General features: G+C 63.2%; 16 protein-coding genes. 12 read left to right on the forward strand and 4 right to left on the reverse strand.

The genetic code is table 11. The features are described from left to right. Window positions 1-25 precede the first annotated feature (25 nt). From rnhB to JHD59_RS19915, 3 genes are all read left to right on the forward strand, one after another. Window positions 26-622: a ribonuclease HII gene (rnhB, locus tag JHD59_RS19905; RefSeq protein WP_199155516.1), complete on the forward strand. Its 597-nt coding sequence runs from the start codon at window positions 26-28 to the stop codon at window positions 620-622. A gap of 3 nt (window positions 623-625) precedes the next feature. Next, on the forward strand, window positions 626-1,129 hold the full coding sequence (locus JHD59_RS19910) for a DNA-deoxyinosine glycosylase (RefSeq protein WP_103316818.1): 504 nt from the start codon (window positions 626-628) through the stop codon (window positions 1,127-1,129). Between the two features lie 139 nt (window positions 1,130-1,268). Continuing rightward, complete coding sequence (locus tag JHD59_RS19915; protein ID WP_071108530.1) at window positions 1,269-1,484, forward strand: hypothetical protein; 216 nt, start codon at window positions 1,269-1,271, stop codon at window positions 1,482-1,484. Window positions 1,485-1,542: 58 nt separating this feature from the next. Here the strand turns inward: JHD59_RS19915 and JHD59_RS19920 are convergent, their stop codons facing one another. After that, window positions 1,543-1,872: a hypothetical protein gene (locus tag JHD59_RS19920; RefSeq protein WP_103316816.1), complete on the reverse strand. Its 330-nt coding sequence runs from the start codon at window positions 1,870-1,872 to the stop codon at window positions 1,543-1,545. A 268-nt stretch (window positions 1,873-2,140) separates the two neighbouring features. Here JHD59_RS19920 and JHD59_RS19925 point away from each other — a divergent pair, with 268 nt between their 5' ends. From JHD59_RS19925 to JHD59_RS19940, 4 genes are all read left to right on the forward strand, one after another. Beyond that, window positions 2,141-3,745 (forward strand): NAD(P)/FAD-dependent oxidoreductase, encoded by a 1,605-nt coding sequence (locus tag JHD59_RS19925; RefSeq protein WP_199155517.1) that lies wholly within the window; start codon window positions 2,141-2,143, stop codon window positions 3,743-3,745. 212 nt (window positions 3,746-3,957) lie between these two features. Continuing rightward, window positions 3,958-5,985, forward strand: a complete 2,028-nt coding sequence (locus JHD59_RS19930) for a ferritin-like domain-containing protein (RefSeq protein ID WP_199155518.1) — start codon at window positions 3,958-3,960, stop codon at window positions 5,983-5,985. Window positions 5,986-5,998: 13 nt separating this feature from the next. Continuing rightward, on the forward strand, window positions 5,999-6,883 hold the full coding sequence (locus JHD59_RS19935) for a DUF692 domain-containing protein (RefSeq protein ID WP_199155519.1): 885 nt from the start codon (window positions 5,999-6,001) through the stop codon (window positions 6,881-6,883). Continuing rightward, window positions 6,861-7,703, forward strand: a complete 843-nt coding sequence (locus JHD59_RS19940; protein WP_199155520.1) for a DNA-binding domain-containing protein — start codon at window positions 6,861-6,863, stop codon at window positions 7,701-7,703. The genes JHD59_RS19935 and JHD59_RS19940 overlap by 23 nt, the downstream gene beginning before the upstream one ends. Window positions 7,704-7,777: 74 nt before the next feature. On the opposite strand, the gene JHD59_RS19945 is transcribed toward JHD59_RS19940, so the two are convergent. Both JHD59_RS19945 and JHD59_RS19950 read right to left on the reverse strand, forming a co-directional pair. Continuing rightward, window positions 7,778-8,215, reverse strand: coding sequence for a cytidine deaminase (locus JHD59_RS19945; protein WP_103316881.1), 438 nt, complete (start codon window positions 8,213-8,215; stop codon window positions 7,778-7,780). Window positions 8,216-8,321: 106 nt separating this feature from the next. Beyond that, window positions 8,322-9,236, reverse strand: a complete 915-nt coding sequence (locus JHD59_RS19950) for an ArgP/LysG family DNA-binding transcriptional regulator (RefSeq protein WP_103316805.1) — start codon at window positions 9,234-9,236, stop codon at window positions 8,322-8,324. A gap of 263 nt (window positions 9,237-9,499) precedes the next feature. On the opposite strand from JHD59_RS19950, the gene JHD59_RS19955 reads away from it, so the two are divergent. Together JHD59_RS19955 and JHD59_RS19960 are read left to right on the forward strand one after the other, a co-directional pair. After that, window positions 9,500-11,875 (forward strand): EAL domain-containing protein, encoded by a 2,376-nt coding sequence (locus JHD59_RS19955; RefSeq protein WP_199155521.1) that lies wholly within the window; start codon window positions 9,500-9,502, stop codon window positions 11,873-11,875. A gap of 67 nt (window positions 11,876-11,942) precedes the next feature. Next, window positions 11,943-12,578, forward strand: coding sequence for a LysE/ArgO family amino acid transporter (locus tag JHD59_RS19960; RefSeq protein ID WP_199155522.1), 636 nt, complete (start codon window positions 11,943-11,945; stop codon window positions 12,576-12,578). Here JHD59_RS19960 and JHD59_RS19965 read toward each other — a convergent pair. Continuing rightward, entirely contained in the window at window positions 12,548-13,399 is an 852-nt protein-coding gene (locus JHD59_RS19965; protein ID WP_199155523.1) for a LysR family transcriptional regulator, read from the reverse strand. The two genes, JHD59_RS19960 and JHD59_RS19965, sit on opposite strands and share 31 nt — an antisense overlap. 112 nt (window positions 13,400-13,511) lie before the next feature. Here JHD59_RS19965 and JHD59_RS19970 point away from each other — a divergent pair, with 112 nt between their 5' ends. The 3 genes from JHD59_RS19970 to JHD59_RS19980 all read left to right on the forward strand — a co-directional run. Further along, complete coding sequence (locus JHD59_RS19970; protein ID WP_199155524.1) at window positions 13,512-14,234, forward strand: SDR family oxidoreductase; 723 nt, start codon at window positions 13,512-13,514, stop codon at window positions 14,232-14,234. A 223-nt stretch (window positions 14,235-14,457) separates the two neighbouring features. Beyond that, window positions 14,458-15,003 carry a hypothetical protein gene (locus JHD59_RS19975; protein ID WP_103316792.1) on the forward strand — a complete coding sequence of 182 codons (546 nt, stop codon included), beginning with the start codon at window positions 14,458-14,460 and terminating at the stop codon, window positions 15,001-15,003. A gap of 2 nt (window positions 15,004-15,005) precedes the next feature. Then, window positions 15,006-15,412, forward strand: a 407-nt coding sequence (locus JHD59_RS19980) for a hypothetical protein (protein ID WP_199155525.1), incomplete at its 3' end; no start/stop codon positions are given.

Genomic DNA, 15,412 nt, shown 5'->3' on the forward strand with positions numbered 1-15,412 from the left:
CCCGCGCGGTGCTGGATGTGGCGCGATGCAATTGAGTCCCTTGCTGGCCGGCGTGGACGAAGCCGGCCGGGGGCCGCTGGCTGGCGCGGTATTCGCCGCGGCGGTCATTTTGGACCCGGCCAAGCCCATTGACGGCCTGGCTGATTCCAAGGTGCTGAGCGAGGCGAGGCGCGACGCGCTGGCCGAGCTGATCAAGCGCGACGCGCTGGCTTGGTGCATCGCCAGCGCCAGCGTGGACGAGATCGACAAGCTCAATATCCTGCAGGCGACCATGCTGGCGATGACGCGCGCGGTGGAAGGATTGTCGGTACGGCCGGCATTGGCGCAGATAGACGGCAATCGCGTGCCCAAGCAACTGCCGGTTCCGGGGGAGGCCATCGTCAAGGGCGATGCCAAGGTCGCGGCCATTTCCGCCGCGTCCATCCTGGCCAAGACCGCGCGCGACGCCGAACTGGTGGCGCTGGATGTCCTGCACCCGCAATACGGCTTCGCCCGCCACAAGGGCTATCCCACGGCGGAGCATCTGGCGGCGATCGAATCCCACGGCATCCTGCCGGCGCATCGCAAGACCTTTGGCCCGGTCAAGGCCTGGCTGGCGCGTCAGCAGGGACAGCTGTTCTGAGATATGTCGCCAGGAGACAAGCGCTGCTTTGCCCCGGTGGTAAACAGCCATACCCGTTTGCTGATCCTGGGTTCGCTGCCCGGCGACGCCTCTTTGGCCGCCGGGCAGTATTACGCGTATCCCCACAATAAATTCTGGGAACTGCTGGGCGCGGTCATTCGCGTCGATCTGCGCGCGCTGCCATACCCCGCGAGATTGGAATCGTTGTTGGCCCATGGCGTGGGCTTGTGGGACGTCATCGCGCAGGCCGAGCGCAAGGGCAGCCTGGACGCCGCCATCCGCAATCAGAAACATAATGCGCTGCTTGATTTGCTGGGCGGGCTGCCGGCGCTGCGCGCCGTGGCGTTCAACGGCGGCACGGCAGCCAAAATCGGCCGGCGGCAGTTGAAGTCTTGCGGCGACGATCTGCTGCTGATCGATCTGCCGTCGTCCAGTCCGGCGCATACCTTGCCGCTCGAGGCCAAGGCTCAGGCTTGGTCTGTCTTGCGTGAGGCGCTGGCGCGATAAGGCGCAAGGCGTGGCGTGTTTGCCATGCCGCCGCAGCGGAAAACGGCATCGCGCGCATTCGGGCTTGCGGCGCAGTGGCAATTCAGACCATATTTACATCTCCATCAGTGTCGCAGCACCACCAGCCGGAGGATTGCCGATGAGTCGTTACTGCATCTGGTTTGTCAGCGCGGACGATAGCGTGATGCGCCGCGCCGAAGTCGTCATCAACGGCGTGATTCATGGGCATATGGTCTTGGAAGAGATAGAAGCGCAGTTGGCGCGCGATTGCGGCCTGAGCCAGGTGATGATCGTGGACTGGAAGCGCTTCGAATCGCCGGACGAAGACGGCGGCAGGCTGGCGCGGGTGGCTTGAGCCGGCGTGCAAGGCTTGCGGCACCGCGAAGGCGCCGCTTTCATACGCCGGAGCCGGGTTAGCCCAAGGGGCTGACTTGGCCGATGTCCAGTTGGCGGATCTTGCCGTCGCCGCCCAGCTGGAATTTGAAGAAGGTCTCGAAATCTCCCCAGCGGTCGCTGTGGAAGGCTCCATAGATATCCAAGCCCTGATTCTCCACGCGGTCTATGCGCGTGAAGCGCTCATGCCCCATGGCGTGTTCGCTGAACTTGAGGAAGTTGGCGGGCAGACCCTCGTCGGTGAAGGTGAGGTCCGGGCTGAATTGAGCCAGCCACGCGGAGTGGTCTCCCTGCTGCAATGCCTGTATTGCTGATCGGATGATCGGTTGCGTCAGCATTTCCAGATTCATGGTCTTGCTCCTGATACGCCAAAATCTTCGGTGCGCCCATGCAGGCCTGCCGCGTCTTTGGCGCAGAGCGGAGGCGGGCGGGGAATGGTGGTGCGGGCCGTCGGCTGTCATCAGGAGTCCATAGGCGGACGGCGGGAACTATACAGAAGGCTATAGTCAACATCCGAACGCATTGCAATCGGCGGCTTGACCTGGGTCGTGCCGCCGCGTCCGTTTGCCGCTACAATGGCGCCTCGTTGAATAGACACCAACCTGGTACTGGATTTTTATGTTGCGTATTTCCGAACTGAAACTGCCGCTGGATCATACTCCGGAGGAGCTGGCCGCAGCCGTGGCGGATTTTCTGAAAGTGGCGGCCGAAGACGTTCGCGGTTTTGCCGTGTTCAAGCGCAGCTACGACGCGCGCAAGGGCGTGATGAGCCTGGTCTACATCATTGATGTCGATGTGGCCAATGAAGACAAGCTGTTCGCCCGTTTCAAGGGCGATCGCCGCGTGGCGCCCACGCCTGACACCAACTACTACTATGTCGGCCAGGCGCCAGCCGAGCTGAAGCAGCGGCCGGTGGTGGTTGGCTTCGGCCCCTGCGGCATTTTCGCCGCGCTGATCCTGGCCCAAATGGGCTTCAAGCCCATCGTACTGGAGCGCGGCAAGGAAGTGCGCCAGCGCACCAAGGATACCTGGGGCCTGTGGCGCAAGAGCCAGCTCAATACCGAATCCAATGTGCAATACGGCGAAGGCGGCGCCGGCACCTTCTCCGACGGCAAACTGTACAGCCAGATCAAAGACCCGCGCCATCTGGGCCGCAAGGTGCTGACCGAGTTCGTCAAGGCCGGCGCGCCGGAAGAAATCCTTTACTTGGCCCGCCCGCACATCGGCACCTTCCGCCTTGTCAGCATGGTGGAGAATATGCGCGCCGAGATCATCGCCCTTGGCGGTGAAATCCGCTTCGAGCAGCGCGTAGACGACGTGATTCTGGAAAACGGCCGCATCCGCGGCGTGAAGCTGGCCGACGGCGGCGAGGTGCTCAGCGATTACGTGGTGCTGGCCCTGGGCCACAGCGCGCGCGACACCTTCCAGATGCTGGAAAAGCGAGGTGTGTATATGGAGGCCAAGCCGTTTTCCATCGGTGTGCGCATAGAACACCCGCAATCGCTGATAGACCAGGCACGCTGGGGCAAGTATGCCGGCCATCCCATCCTGGGCGCCGCCGACTACAAGCTGGTGCACCACGCCAGCAACGGCCGCGCGGTGTACAGCTTCTGCATGTGCCCGGGCGGCACCGTGGTGGCGGCCACCTCGGAAGAGAAACGCGTGGTCACCAACGGCATGAGCCAGTATTCGCGCAACGAGCGCAACGCCAATTCCGGCTTCGTGGTCAGCATCTCGCCGGAAGTCGATTACCCGGGCGGCCCGCTCGCCGGTCTGGATTTTCAGCGCGAGTTGGAGAGCAAGGCCTACGACCTGGGCGGCGGCGACTACTTCGCGCCTGCGCAGCTATTGGGCGACTTCATGGCCGGCAAACCGTCCACCAAGCTGGGCGAGGTGGAGCCGTCGTACAAGCCGGGCGTGACCATGACGGACCTCGCGCGCATTCTGCCGGACTTCTGCGTGGAGGCGATGCGCGAGGCGATTCCGCATTTTGCGCGCCAGATCCGCGGTTATGATCTGCACGATGCGGTGCTGACTGGCCTGGAAACCCGTACCAGCTCGCCGCTACGCATCACGCGCGGCGACGACTACCAGAGCCTGAACGTCAAGGGGCTGTTCCCAGCCGGCGAGGGCGCCGGCTACGCCGGCGGCATTCTGTCGGCGGGGGTGGACGGCATCAAGATCGCCGAGGCGGTGGCGCAGGCCATTCTGGGCGGACGCTAAGCCACTGATCCGGGCTGCATACAACCCCGCCGTGCGACGCAGGCGGGGTTTTTCTGCGGCTGGAAAATGGCCTGGCGCCGATTCCCAGGCTGCGCTTAAGGTCAGTAGTATTCCTTAGATATCCATTCGGGGCTTTTATATCCAGTAGTAATTTCTAAATTCATAAGGCAGTGCCCAGCCTTGCGCCTTGCGCGCTCTCTTAGGAGGATGAGATGGAAATTCCGGTTCTCGGCGCCAGGATGGCGCCTATCTGCGACCGCAGTCTGAACGAGTTGGAAAGCGACAAGTCGGCCGCTCGCGCCATCATCCAGGCGGCGGTCAGCGTGGAGTTGTTCACCATCCCGCTGTACATGACCACAATGTACTCGATTCAGGGCACCCACCAAATCAATAGCAAAGGCCAGGATTACTATCGCGGCCGGCAGTGGCCGGGCGCGGCGCCGGTTGCCAAGGCGAGCAACGACAACGAGCGCGCCTTCAACATCATCTTCAGCGTGTTCATCCAGGAAATGCTGCATCTGCAGATGGCCGGCAACCTGGCTACCGCCATGGGGGTCAAGCCGGATTTCACGCCGCCGGCGCTGGTGGACAAGGATCTGGGCTGGATCTGCTATGGGCCGCAGCAGTCGGTGCTGCCGCACATCATCAATCTGCGCGACACCGATACCTACCGCAACGTCCAGGTGAACCTGGAAGCGCTCAATGAAAACCAGATCGCCCTGTTCCGGGCCATCGAGCAGCCGGAGGGCGCGGCCCGCGCCGAACTGTCCAAGCAGCCGCCGCAAGTGCAGGCCCGCTACTTCCCGCAGGTGCCGTTCGCCGGCTGGAAGCCGACGATGGGTGTGCAAGACCTGCCTATGTTCGGCACCATAGGCTGGATGTACGAATGCCTGGCTCAGTACATCAGCATCGAATACACCGACGGCAAGACGCTGTGGGACAAATTGGCGATGTCGGATTCGGTGCAGCAGGACTTGTTCAATGTGCATGGCGCCAGCAATCCGAGCCATCCGATGAAAGAGTTTCCGCAGATGTCCACGCTGTTCACGCAGGAGGACTTTACGGATGGCGACCGCTCGTTCAACAAGGCCATAGACATGATGGCGGCCATCACCGACCAGGGCGAGGGCGCCGAAATCAGCCTGCGACGCTACCGCCGCGGCGCCCTCTTGCAGGAGGTGAAGGAGCCGTACCGGGAAGATCGCACCGCGTTGGATGTGGATTACCCGTCTTATGACGGCGACGGCGGGCAAGTGCCCTCGGCGGACGCGGCCGCGCGCTGCGACAGTTCGGAGTGGACCCATTATGAGCGCTTCACCGAACTGTACCTGCTGTTAAGCCGGATCGAGACCTGGGAGCAATGGCATGCTCGCGGCAACCGCTGGACGGCCGGCATGCTGACCAATGCCGAATACAATCCCGCCACCGCGCCTAAGAACATTCCCGCTCCGGCCCAGGTGGCAGACGCGTTGAATACCTTGAGGCAGGACCGAACGATGTATTCGGTACTGAGCCAGGTGTCGGTGGGCGCCATCGCAGGCATCACCACGGTGCTGAACAACTATTGGGAAAACCAAAAGGCGACTTTCCCGTATCCGTCCATGGTGGGTTCGGGCGACCGCGTCTCCTTGTGCTGGGCAGTGTTCGGCAAGGCGCCGGACTTATCGCTGGGCGTGGGGCAGCGCGAGGCCGGTAGGTTGTACCATGCCTGCCAGGGCATGAGTCTTGATGGGTCGTTCGACCAAACTTGCGCCGCCATCGAGATCTACCACACCTGTCGCGGCTCCAATAGTTGCAAGGCTGAAGGCGGCTGCGGCTTTGTCCAGAGCGATAGCGGCGGCGGCTCCTGTTCGGCGATGCGCCGAGCCGCGCCGACGATGCACGCGCATGCCGCAGGCGCTTCCTGCGGCCAATGCGGCGGACCGTCGCCGACGCCGGGGTCTGATCTGTATAGCGCCCCCAGCGACAACAAGTGCGCCAGCTTCGGCGGCTGCGCGGTGCCTATCTCGGCGTCGCAGCTATTCCCCAGCCAGGGCAAGATGAAGCTGTACGACTTTGTCGGGCCGGAGCATGCCAGCCAGCCCTTGCCGCAGACGCTGGACTTCGCCGTCGGCGAGGCGGTGTACGACAAGGCCTGGCAGGCCTACCGCGAGGTAATGGCCAAGCGTGCGCCTGGTGTCAATGTGAGCGATCCGCCGAATCCGACGCCGCTGCGTATCGCCCTGCCGCCGTCGACCTGACAAGGAGATCGCAGTGACCCAGCCCCGGTTAGGCTTGCCCAATCTCGGTTTCGGCGTGGGCTTGCGCACTGTGCATCTGCCGCACATTGCCGAGCATGGCGCCGGCGTCGACTGGTTCGAGATCATCAGTGAAAACTTCATCGATCACCACGGCTATGCCAGGCACGCGCTGGATGGGCTAAGGCAAGCCGTGCCTATTGTGATGCATGGGGTCTCGCTCTCCATCGGCAGCTGCGATCCGCTGAACCGGGGCTATCTGGAACAACTGCGCCGGCTGGCCGAAGAGCTGCGGCCGGCGTGGTTGTCCGATCATCTGTGCTGGACCGGCGTGGCGGCGGTCAACTCGCATGATCTGCTGCCCCTGCCGCTGACTGAGGAGAGCTATCGGCATGTGCGAGACCGGCTGAACCAGGTGCAGGATTTCCTGGGTCGTCCGCTGGTGCTGGAGAATCCCAGCAGCTATCTGCAATTTTCTCACTCCACGATTCCGGAGTGGGCCTTCTTGTCGCGGCTGGCGCAGGAGTGCGGCTGCGGCCTGCTGCTGGATGTCAACAATGTCTATGTTTCCGGCTACAACCATGGCTTCGATCCGGCGCACTACATTCGCCAATTGCCGGCCGAGCATATCGTGCAGATTCATCTGGCGGGGCCCAGCGACTGCGGCGACTGCCTGATCGATACCCATGATCATCCGGTGCCGGAACCGGTCTGGCAGCTCTATCTGCAAGCGCAGCGGCATTGCGGCGGCGTTAGCACGCTGCTGGAGTGGGACGCGGATATTCCGCCGTATCCGGACTTGCTGTCGGAGCTGGGCAAGGCGCGCCGGCTGTTGGACGAACAGGCGCCGGAAACTTTGCCCGGCGGAAAGGAAAGTCATGAGTCAGCCTGCCTTGCTTGACAGCCAGCTCTGGCTGCTGACGGCCATGACGGCGTGCAAGGGCTTGCCGCATGGGCTGGCCTTGGCCGCGCGCAGCCTCGGCGTCGATGAAAACATCGTGTCCGCCCCTCCGCGCGGCGATCGTCTCGACCGCATCGGCATCTACCATCACGGCTACTGGCAGCGGCTGCTGGAGTGTTTGCGCGCCGACTACCCCATGCTGCTCAAGCTGCTGGGGCCGTCGTTGTTTGACCTGTTCGCGCGCGGCTATATCGCTTCTCGTCCGCCGCGCTCGCCCTCCTTGCATGATCTGGGCGCCGGCTTCGCCGCTTTCCTGGCGGCCAGCCAGCCGGATGGAGACCAATCATCGTGCCGGCTGCCGGTGGAGTTGGCCAGCTTGGAGCGGGCCTATGTGGAGGCGTCGCGGGCGATGGGGGTGGAGACGATGGAGCAGGCCCCGCTGGACGAGTGGCTGTCGCTGCTGGCCGCCGCCGATCCGTTTGCCGGCCTGCGCGTTCCGGCCAGCGTCAGGCTGTTGGAAACCACGCTGCCGGTGCATGAGTATTGGCAGGCTTTGCGGCGCGAAGATGCGGAGCCGCCGCAGCCGGAGGCCAGGCATTGCATGTTGGCCTTGGCCAGGACGCAATGGCGAGTGCAGATTCATGCGCTTGACCCATGGCAATACCAGCTGCTGCGTGCCATGCGCGACGGCGGTTCCGTATCCGATGCGTTGTGCCGCTCTGCTGATGCGGACGAGGCTGGGCGTCAGCGCGCGCAGTTGCTGCTTTGGTTGCCAGCCGCGCAGCAGCTGGGTTTGCTATGCCATGTAGCTGGCGCTTGAGTGCGGATGAGAAGCACAAAACGGAAACCTTCGGGTTTCCGTTTTGTGTTTAGAGCGGCTGAACCGATTGATGGTCAGGCCACGGGTTCCTGCAGATTTTTGGGGCCGAAGGCGCCCGGCAGCAGCAGGTCCAGCGTGGTGTCTATCATCTCGTCGCCATCGCAGATGGCGCGCACTCGCATGGTCGGGCCGAATTCGTTCAGCACCTGGCGGCAGGCACCGCAGGGCGGGGTAGGGGTGTCGGTGGGGGTGTAGATGCACACGGCGGTCACTTCCTGCATGCCTTGATTGGCGCGCGCGGCGTAAACGGCGGTGCGCTCCGCGCAGTTGGTCAGGCCGAATGAAGCGTTTTCCACATTGCAGCCGATGTGGATTTTGCCGTTGCCATCGAGAATGGCGGCGCCGACGGAGAACTTGCTATAGGGCGCGTAAGCCTGTTTCGCGGCCAGACGCGCTGCCATTTCCAGTTCTGCCCACTGTTCATTGCTGGGTACATGCTGATTGCTGGTCATGCTGCCTCCATAAAACCAGGTCGGCGTCGGATGATGCGACAGGGCGAAGGCCTTGTCAATGCAGGCTTGCCGCGCCGATCCCAAGCGTGTTGTCGAATGGATTCTGCTATTGCTCGGCTTGTTTCACTTTGTCTTGGCGCAAGTATCGTCCGCAATAGTCCAGCATCGCTTCGGTCAGCGCATGCGACAGCTGCGACTCTACGCGCCAGTGATGCCAGTACAGCGGAATGTCTATGTATTGGCCTGGAAACAGGTCTATCAGTTTGCCGCTGGCCAAGTCGTCTTCCAGCAGCAGCTCCGGCAGCAGGCAATAGGCCAGTCCTTGCCGCGTCAGTTCCACGAAGCCCTGCGCCGATGGGATGGTGAAGCTGGGAAAGCTGCCATCGTAGCCGGCGGCCTGCCGCAGAAACTGGCCCTGCACCGCGTCCTTGCGGCTGAACAGGATGGACGGCGCGCGCGCCAGCGTGGCATGGTCCACGCCGTTGGGAAAATAGCGGGCGGCGAATGCCGGCGTGGCCAGGCATAGGTAGCGCATCGCGCCCAGATAATGCTGGATCCCGCCCTGGATGGGCACCGGGCGCGTGCCGACGCAGCCGATCACGTGGCCGGTGCGCATCAGTTCGTGGGTGTGGTCCTGGTCGTCCACCACGATGTCGAGCAGCAGGTCGCGCTCCGACAATACCGGCGCCACCGCCTGCATATACCAGGTGGCCAGGCTGTCGGCATTGACGCCCACCGCCAGCGTGGTGAATTCGCGTTGCCGGGTGGCGGGGTTGAGTTTTTGCAACAGCTGGCCTTCCATCAGCAGCAGCTGCTGATAGTGCTGCAGCAGCTGGCGGCCGCTTTCGGTCGCCTCCGCCGGCACCGTGCGGGTTAGAACGGGCTGCCCCAGCAGTTCTTCGAGCTGGCGTATGCGTTGCGACACGGCGGATTGGGTCAGGAACAGCTTTTTCGCAGCCTTGTCGAATCCGCCGGTTTCCGCCACCGCCGCCAGGGTCTGCAGTTGTCTTGGATCTAGCAAGAGTCGCTCACCGAAGAGGTATGAGTAAAAATCCGATTAATAATACCGCTTAACAATGCCGCTGGACTTGCTTAAAAGCCAGCGTCGTGGCATGTTCCGGTTTCGGCATCTCGATTGCGCGCCATGGGCTTGCCGCCAGCCGCAGAATCGGGACGCCGGAACACAATACAAGAAAAAGCTCGCTCATGGGCGGGTTGTCATGATTGCAGCGATGGATGCGGGCAAGGGGCGGACCTGATGCAAATCAGGCGCGGAATGTGAAGATGCAGACGGAAGACAAGGCACTCCTGGCGGGGATGTGCCGTTTTATCGGCATCCGGGCCGAACACCTGGCGCAATTGCCGCGCTACGCCGAGCTTTGCCTGGCGCGAAGGCCCTTGCTGGCCAAGGAGCTGTATTGGCATCTGCTGAAGAGCGAGCGCGAGTCTGAGCTGCTGCTGCAACAGGCGGGCTGCCTGGATGCGGCGGTGGAGCGCTTGTTGCAGGATTGGGAAAAGCTGCTGCGCCATCCTTTGGACGAAGCGCGGGCCCGCCAGCTCAGCCAGGCCGGCGAAGCCTATTGCCGGCTGGGCATCGGCCTGGATTGGATGTCCGGCCTGTATGAGCGGGTGCAGGCGCATCTGCTGGCCAGCCTGGCGCAAGCGCCGCTGCCCGAAGAGGCCGCCGCCGAGGCCGCGCGGCTGTTGCGCAAGCGCATCCTGCTGGATCAGATGCTGAAAACTCATGGTTACCAGCGCGGCATCCAGCAAGAATCGGCTTCCTGCCAGCAGCATCTGCAGTCGATATCGGCCTTGTACTCCACCTTGAGCGGCGTCACGCTGGCGCTGGCCGACAGCGTGGATCGCCGAGTGATGCTGCAGTCGGTTTGCGATGTATGCGTGCAGGAATCCTCTTTCAATATCGCCTGGGTGGGCATGCTGGATGGCGGCGAGTTGCAGATGACCGCCTTGGCGCATCAGGGCTGGAGCACGCCAGGCGAGGAGATGTTCTCCTTTGTCCGGCTGGATGCCGGCCATGAAGCCAATCCGGCGGTCCGCGCCGTTCGCAGCCGCGCCCTGCAAGTCAGCAACGATGTGCGCAATGATTCCGGCCTGCATGGCTGGCGCGATGGGCTTGGCGGCCTGGACGAGGGCAGCTTGCTGGTGGCGCCGCTGCTGGCGCGCCAGCAGGTCATCGGCGTGTTGGCGCTGCATTCCCGGCACTGCGGCTTCTTCGATCAAACCCGGCTCGCCCTGTTCGACGTGATGGCGCGCGAGATCGGCCGCGCGCTGGAGCGGCATGAGGCGCTGGAGCGCAGCCAGCGCATCGAAACCGAACTCGATTTTCTCAGCCGCCACGATGCCTTGACCGGCCTGCCCAACCGCAGCCAGATGCAGGACTTGATCGGCCGTCTGTTGGGCGCCAGGCATGGCGGCAGTCAGGTGGCGGTGCTGGCTGTCGCGGTGGAAGGCTTTCACGATATCAACGCTAGGCTCGGCTACGACGGCGGCGACATGGTGCTGTGCGAGATGGCGCGCAGGTTGCGCGACGCCATCTATCCCTTCGGACACGTCGGCCGGGTGGGCGCGTCCCGTTTCATGGCCTGCACCGAGCGGGTAGACCGCGCCCAGGCGCTGGTGGACGCGGTGTTGCGGCAGCTGCCGCTGCCGGTAGAAGTGATGGGCGTCACGGTGGAGGCGCGTTGCAGCGTCGGCGTGGCGGTCAGCCCGGCCGGACCGTGCGATCCCGCCAGCCTGCTGCGGCGGGCCAATCTGGCGCTGAATCGCGCCAAGGAGCAGGGCGGCGGCCATTGCCGCCACTACGACGCGGCGCTGGACGAGGAAATCCACCGCCTGCACGCGATGCGCAGCGCCTTCGCCATGGCAGTGCCGCGCGGCGAGCTAAGGCTTTACTTTCAACCCAAGATCAATTTGCAGACCAACCGCATCGAAGGCGCGGAAGCGTTGGTGCGCTGGGTGCGCGATGGCCGTTTTGTCCTGCCCGGCGAGTTCTTCCCCGCCATCGAGAATAGCGGTTTGATGCGGGAGCTGGACTGGTGGGTGCTGCGCGAGGCGGTGCGCCAGGCCAGCGAGTGGCGCAGCCAGGGGCAGTCGATACCGGTCAGCGTCAATCTTTCCGCCGCCACGCTGAAGCACGACGATTTCCTGCCCCTGCTCAACGCGCTGCTGGAAAGCCATCCTATGCCTGATGGATTCCTGGAGCTGGAGGTGTTGGAGAGCGTCACCCAGCAGGAGGCGGAGCAAATCACGGCCAAGCTGGAGCGTTGCCGCGATCTGGGGCTGTCCATCGCGCTGGACGATTTCGGCACCGGCGCGTCGTCGCTGGTGCATTTGCAGCAACTGCCCTTCGACACCATCAAGATTGACCAGCGTTTCGTCCGCCTGCTGCTGGACATGCCCGGCAACGAGGCCATCATCCGCAGCATGCTGTCGTTTGCGCATTATACCGGCCGCAAGCTGGTGGTGGAGGGCGTGGAGAGCCGGGCGATCTGGCAGCGGCTGCAGGAGATAGGCTGCCATGACGGGCAGGGCTATGGCATTTCGCCGCCTTTGGCGGCGCATGAGCTGCCCGGATGGGTGCGCGACTGGAATCTGTGCGGCATGGATGTGCACAGTATTAATCCTGCTTATGTATCATGATTTTTATTAGTTTTACTTAACTATCTATCTGCGGTTAATCTGCCTGCTAACGATTCAGGAGCAGGCTATGTTCAATTTCAGTGTTTTTCTCTCCGCGCTGGGCATCTCGTTCAGCCAGATAGTCGGCATCGGCCCGCAAAACGCCTATGTGCTGCGCCAAGGCATAGGGCGCAGCCATGTCCTGCCCATCATCGCCATCTGCATCGTCGCGGATATTCTCTTGATTGCCAGCGGCGTGCTGGGCATGGGCAAGGTGGTGGCCGGCATCCCGGGCTTTCTCAGCGTGGTGACCTGGGGCGGCGCGGCCTTCATCTTGTGGCTGGGCTTCAAGTCTTTCCACGCCGCGTGGAGCGCCGGCGGCATGTCGCTGGCGGGAAGCGTGGAGCGCGACCGCAAACGCGCCATTCGCACCATCTTGGTGGTGACGCTGCTTAATCCTTATGTCTGGCTGGATACCGTGGTGCTGATCGGCGGCGTGTCCACTGTCTACGGCGAAGAGGCCAATCTGTCCTTCTTGCTGGGCAGCCTGTGCGCCTCCGTGTTGTGGTTCGGCATCATCGGCTTGTTTGCCGGCAAGCTGGCGCCGTTGTTCGAAAAACCGGTCAGCTGGCGCGTGCTGGATTGCCTGATCGGCTTCGTCATGCTGTTCACCGCCTCCATGCTGATCTACAACTACGGCCTGGCCGCGCCGCTGCCGCTGTAAGCATCCAAATTTTCCTGCAATGCCTGCAGCGCAGGCAGCTCCAGCGCTTGCGCCGGATAGCACAGGCCGACTCGCCGAGTAGGCCGCGCCCCGGCCAGCGCTACCGCCCGCAAGCCGGGATGGTCTGCCGCCAGCGAGGCGGGCAGCAGCGCCACTCCCATCCCCGCGGCGGCCATGTGAGCGGCCAGTCTCAGGCTGCCGGCGCGAGCCGCCACCGCCAGGGATGGCGCGGCGGCCGCGTGCAGGTCCAACAGTCGCTGATGGCTGGGGTGGCCAGGGCAGATGATCCAGTCCGGCTCATCCAGCAGCGCCGGGTCTGCTTCGGCGCAGGCAGCCAAGGCGTGCCCAGACGGCACCGCCAGCACGAAATCCTCTTCCCATAGCGGCTGGAAAAGCTCGTCTTCGCAACGGCCATCCTCCGCGGCCAGCCTGACGTCTCCATCGCAGCCTTCCACCACCTCGGCCAGAATCCCCGGTTTCGCCGCGGCGATTCGCGCGAGCAAGCTTTCCAGCTGGCTGCGGCTGATGTCTGGATCGATTCCCACGCGCAAGGGCAGACAGTCTTGCTGTTGGCGAAACATTCTCGATAGGGCGTCGGCTTGCGCCAGCATCCGCCGCGCTTGCGGGTACAGCAGCCTGGCATGCTCGCTGACGGCCACGCCGCGAGGCAGACGCTCAAACAATGCGGTTCCCAGTTCCTCTTCCAGCTGGCGGATGGTGACTGACAGCGTGGGCTGGGTGACGAACAGCCGTTGCGCCGCCAGTGTGATGCTGCGCTCTTCGAATACGGCGACAAAAGCCTTGAGTTGGCGAATATCCATAGAAAAATCCGATGGCTGATAGTGGTTTTTATCATTTTTTAGGGCGATATAGGCTCACTATACTGCCATGCATTAACTCTGCATCGTTTTTTTTTATGGAAGGAGACAATCCATGAACAAGCCCCTGATCGTGATCACCGGCGCCAGTTCCGGCATCGGCGCCGCTACTGCCAAACTGTTCGCCCAGGCGGGCCATCCGCTGTTGCTGCTGGCCCGCCGCGTGGAGCGGCTGGAAGCCTTGGCGCTGCCGAATACCCTGTGCCGCCAGGTAGACGTGACTGACCGCGCCGCCATGCGGCAAGCGCTGGCGGAAGCGGAGGCCAAGTATGGTCCGGCAGACGCCATCGTCAACAATGCCGGCGTGATGTTGCTGGGCGCAATGGCGCAGCAGGATCCGGACGAATGGCAGCGCATGCTGGACGTCAACGTCAAGGGCCTGCTCAACGGCATCCATGCGGTGCTGGCCGGCATGCAGGCGCGCGGCCGCGGCACCATCATCAATATCAGCTCGATTGCTGGCCGCAAGACCTTTCCCAGCCACGTAGCCTATTGCGGCACCAAGTTCGCCGTGCATGCGATCTCGGAAAACCTGCGCGAGGAAGTATCCGGGCAGGGCGTGCGGGTCATCACCATCGCGCCGGGCGCGGTGGAAACCGAGCTGTTGGGCCATACCACCGACGAGGCGATCAAGGCCGGTTATCAGGAGTGGAAGCAGCAGATGGGCGGCGTGCTGGCGGCAGACGATGTCGCCCAGGCCATCGCCTATGCTTACGGCCAGCCGCAACGGGTGTGCATCCGCGAGATCGTGCTGGCGGCCACTGGTCAAGCCGCCTGAGCCTGGGACGGGAAGTGAAAAACTAAAGCGAGCGCCGAGAGGCGGCTCGCTTTAGTTTTGGGTGGTTGTTTTTCGGGGGACTCTGGCGGGAGGGGACGATAAAGCCATGAAATGCAATATGCATATCAAGTTGGGCGTTTAGCAGAATTGATTCTTTCAAACCTCAATACCCATATTGCATAAATAAATCTCCGTGGCACCACACAACAAGGAGAAAGAGATCATGACCCATCGATTCATCCGCCTGTTCGTCCTCGGGGCGGCTCTGGCAGGCCAAGGCGCGCTGGCGATGCCGGTGAACAACAGCTACATCCAGGCCAGCGCCGGCGAGATTCGCGGTTTTCTGGGCAGTTACGCCAGGCCCACGGTCTATGTGGACCAAAATGCTTGCGGCGAGCCGGAGACCAGCGCCATGGCCTGCGGCCCGTATACCATCAGCGTTGGCACCAGTTTCCTGCAGCAGCAGGAAAACAGCTATGGCAACTACGTGGCCAAGTTCATTCTGGCGCATGAGTGGGGGCATTCTGTTCAATTCACTCGCGGGATCGACCGCCGGCCGCCGATGCAGGAGCTGCAGGCGGATTGCGTGGGCGGCACTTTCGCCAAATACGCCGAAACCAATCTGCGCTACCCCAGCTTCATCGAGAACGCGGTGGCCTCGGCGCGCGACGCGGCAGATTACCAGGAGCATGGCACCCCGTCGCAGCGCGACTACTACTCCCGCTATGGCTACGCCAATGGCTTCAATAGCTGCATGACGCGGATCTGACGATGAAAAGGGCAACCTTACTGTTGATTGCGACTGCCGGGACAGCGGCCGCGGCGGCATGGTTCTGGCTGCCCGTTCATTCCGCAGGGGCCGGCGGCCAGCCGGCCCTCGCGGCGCAGCCCGGCACCGAGCTGCGGAACGGGACGGGGGAAGCGGCAGGCCAGGGCGGCACCAAGCCTGTGGCGGAGGGTTTCAGCTTCGCGGTGGGCGGCGATCCCGCAGTGCCATCATCCGGGCAGCATCCGGCCGCGGCGCAGGAAAGCGCGGAGGAAAAGGCGCGCAAGCAGCAGCTGCGCAAGCTGGGTTACCAGATAGACGCCCGCTATTACCGCATGTCGCTGGCCGAGCTGCGCGAGCAGGCGCGCCATGGCGATCCGCAAGCGCTGACCCATCTGGCGGAGCGTTATCT

The organism is Chromobacterium sp. ASV23, from assembly GCF_016428945.1.
Lineage (GTDB): Bacteria > Pseudomonadota > Gammaproteobacteria > Burkholderiales > Chromobacteriaceae > Chromobacterium > Chromobacterium sinusclupearum.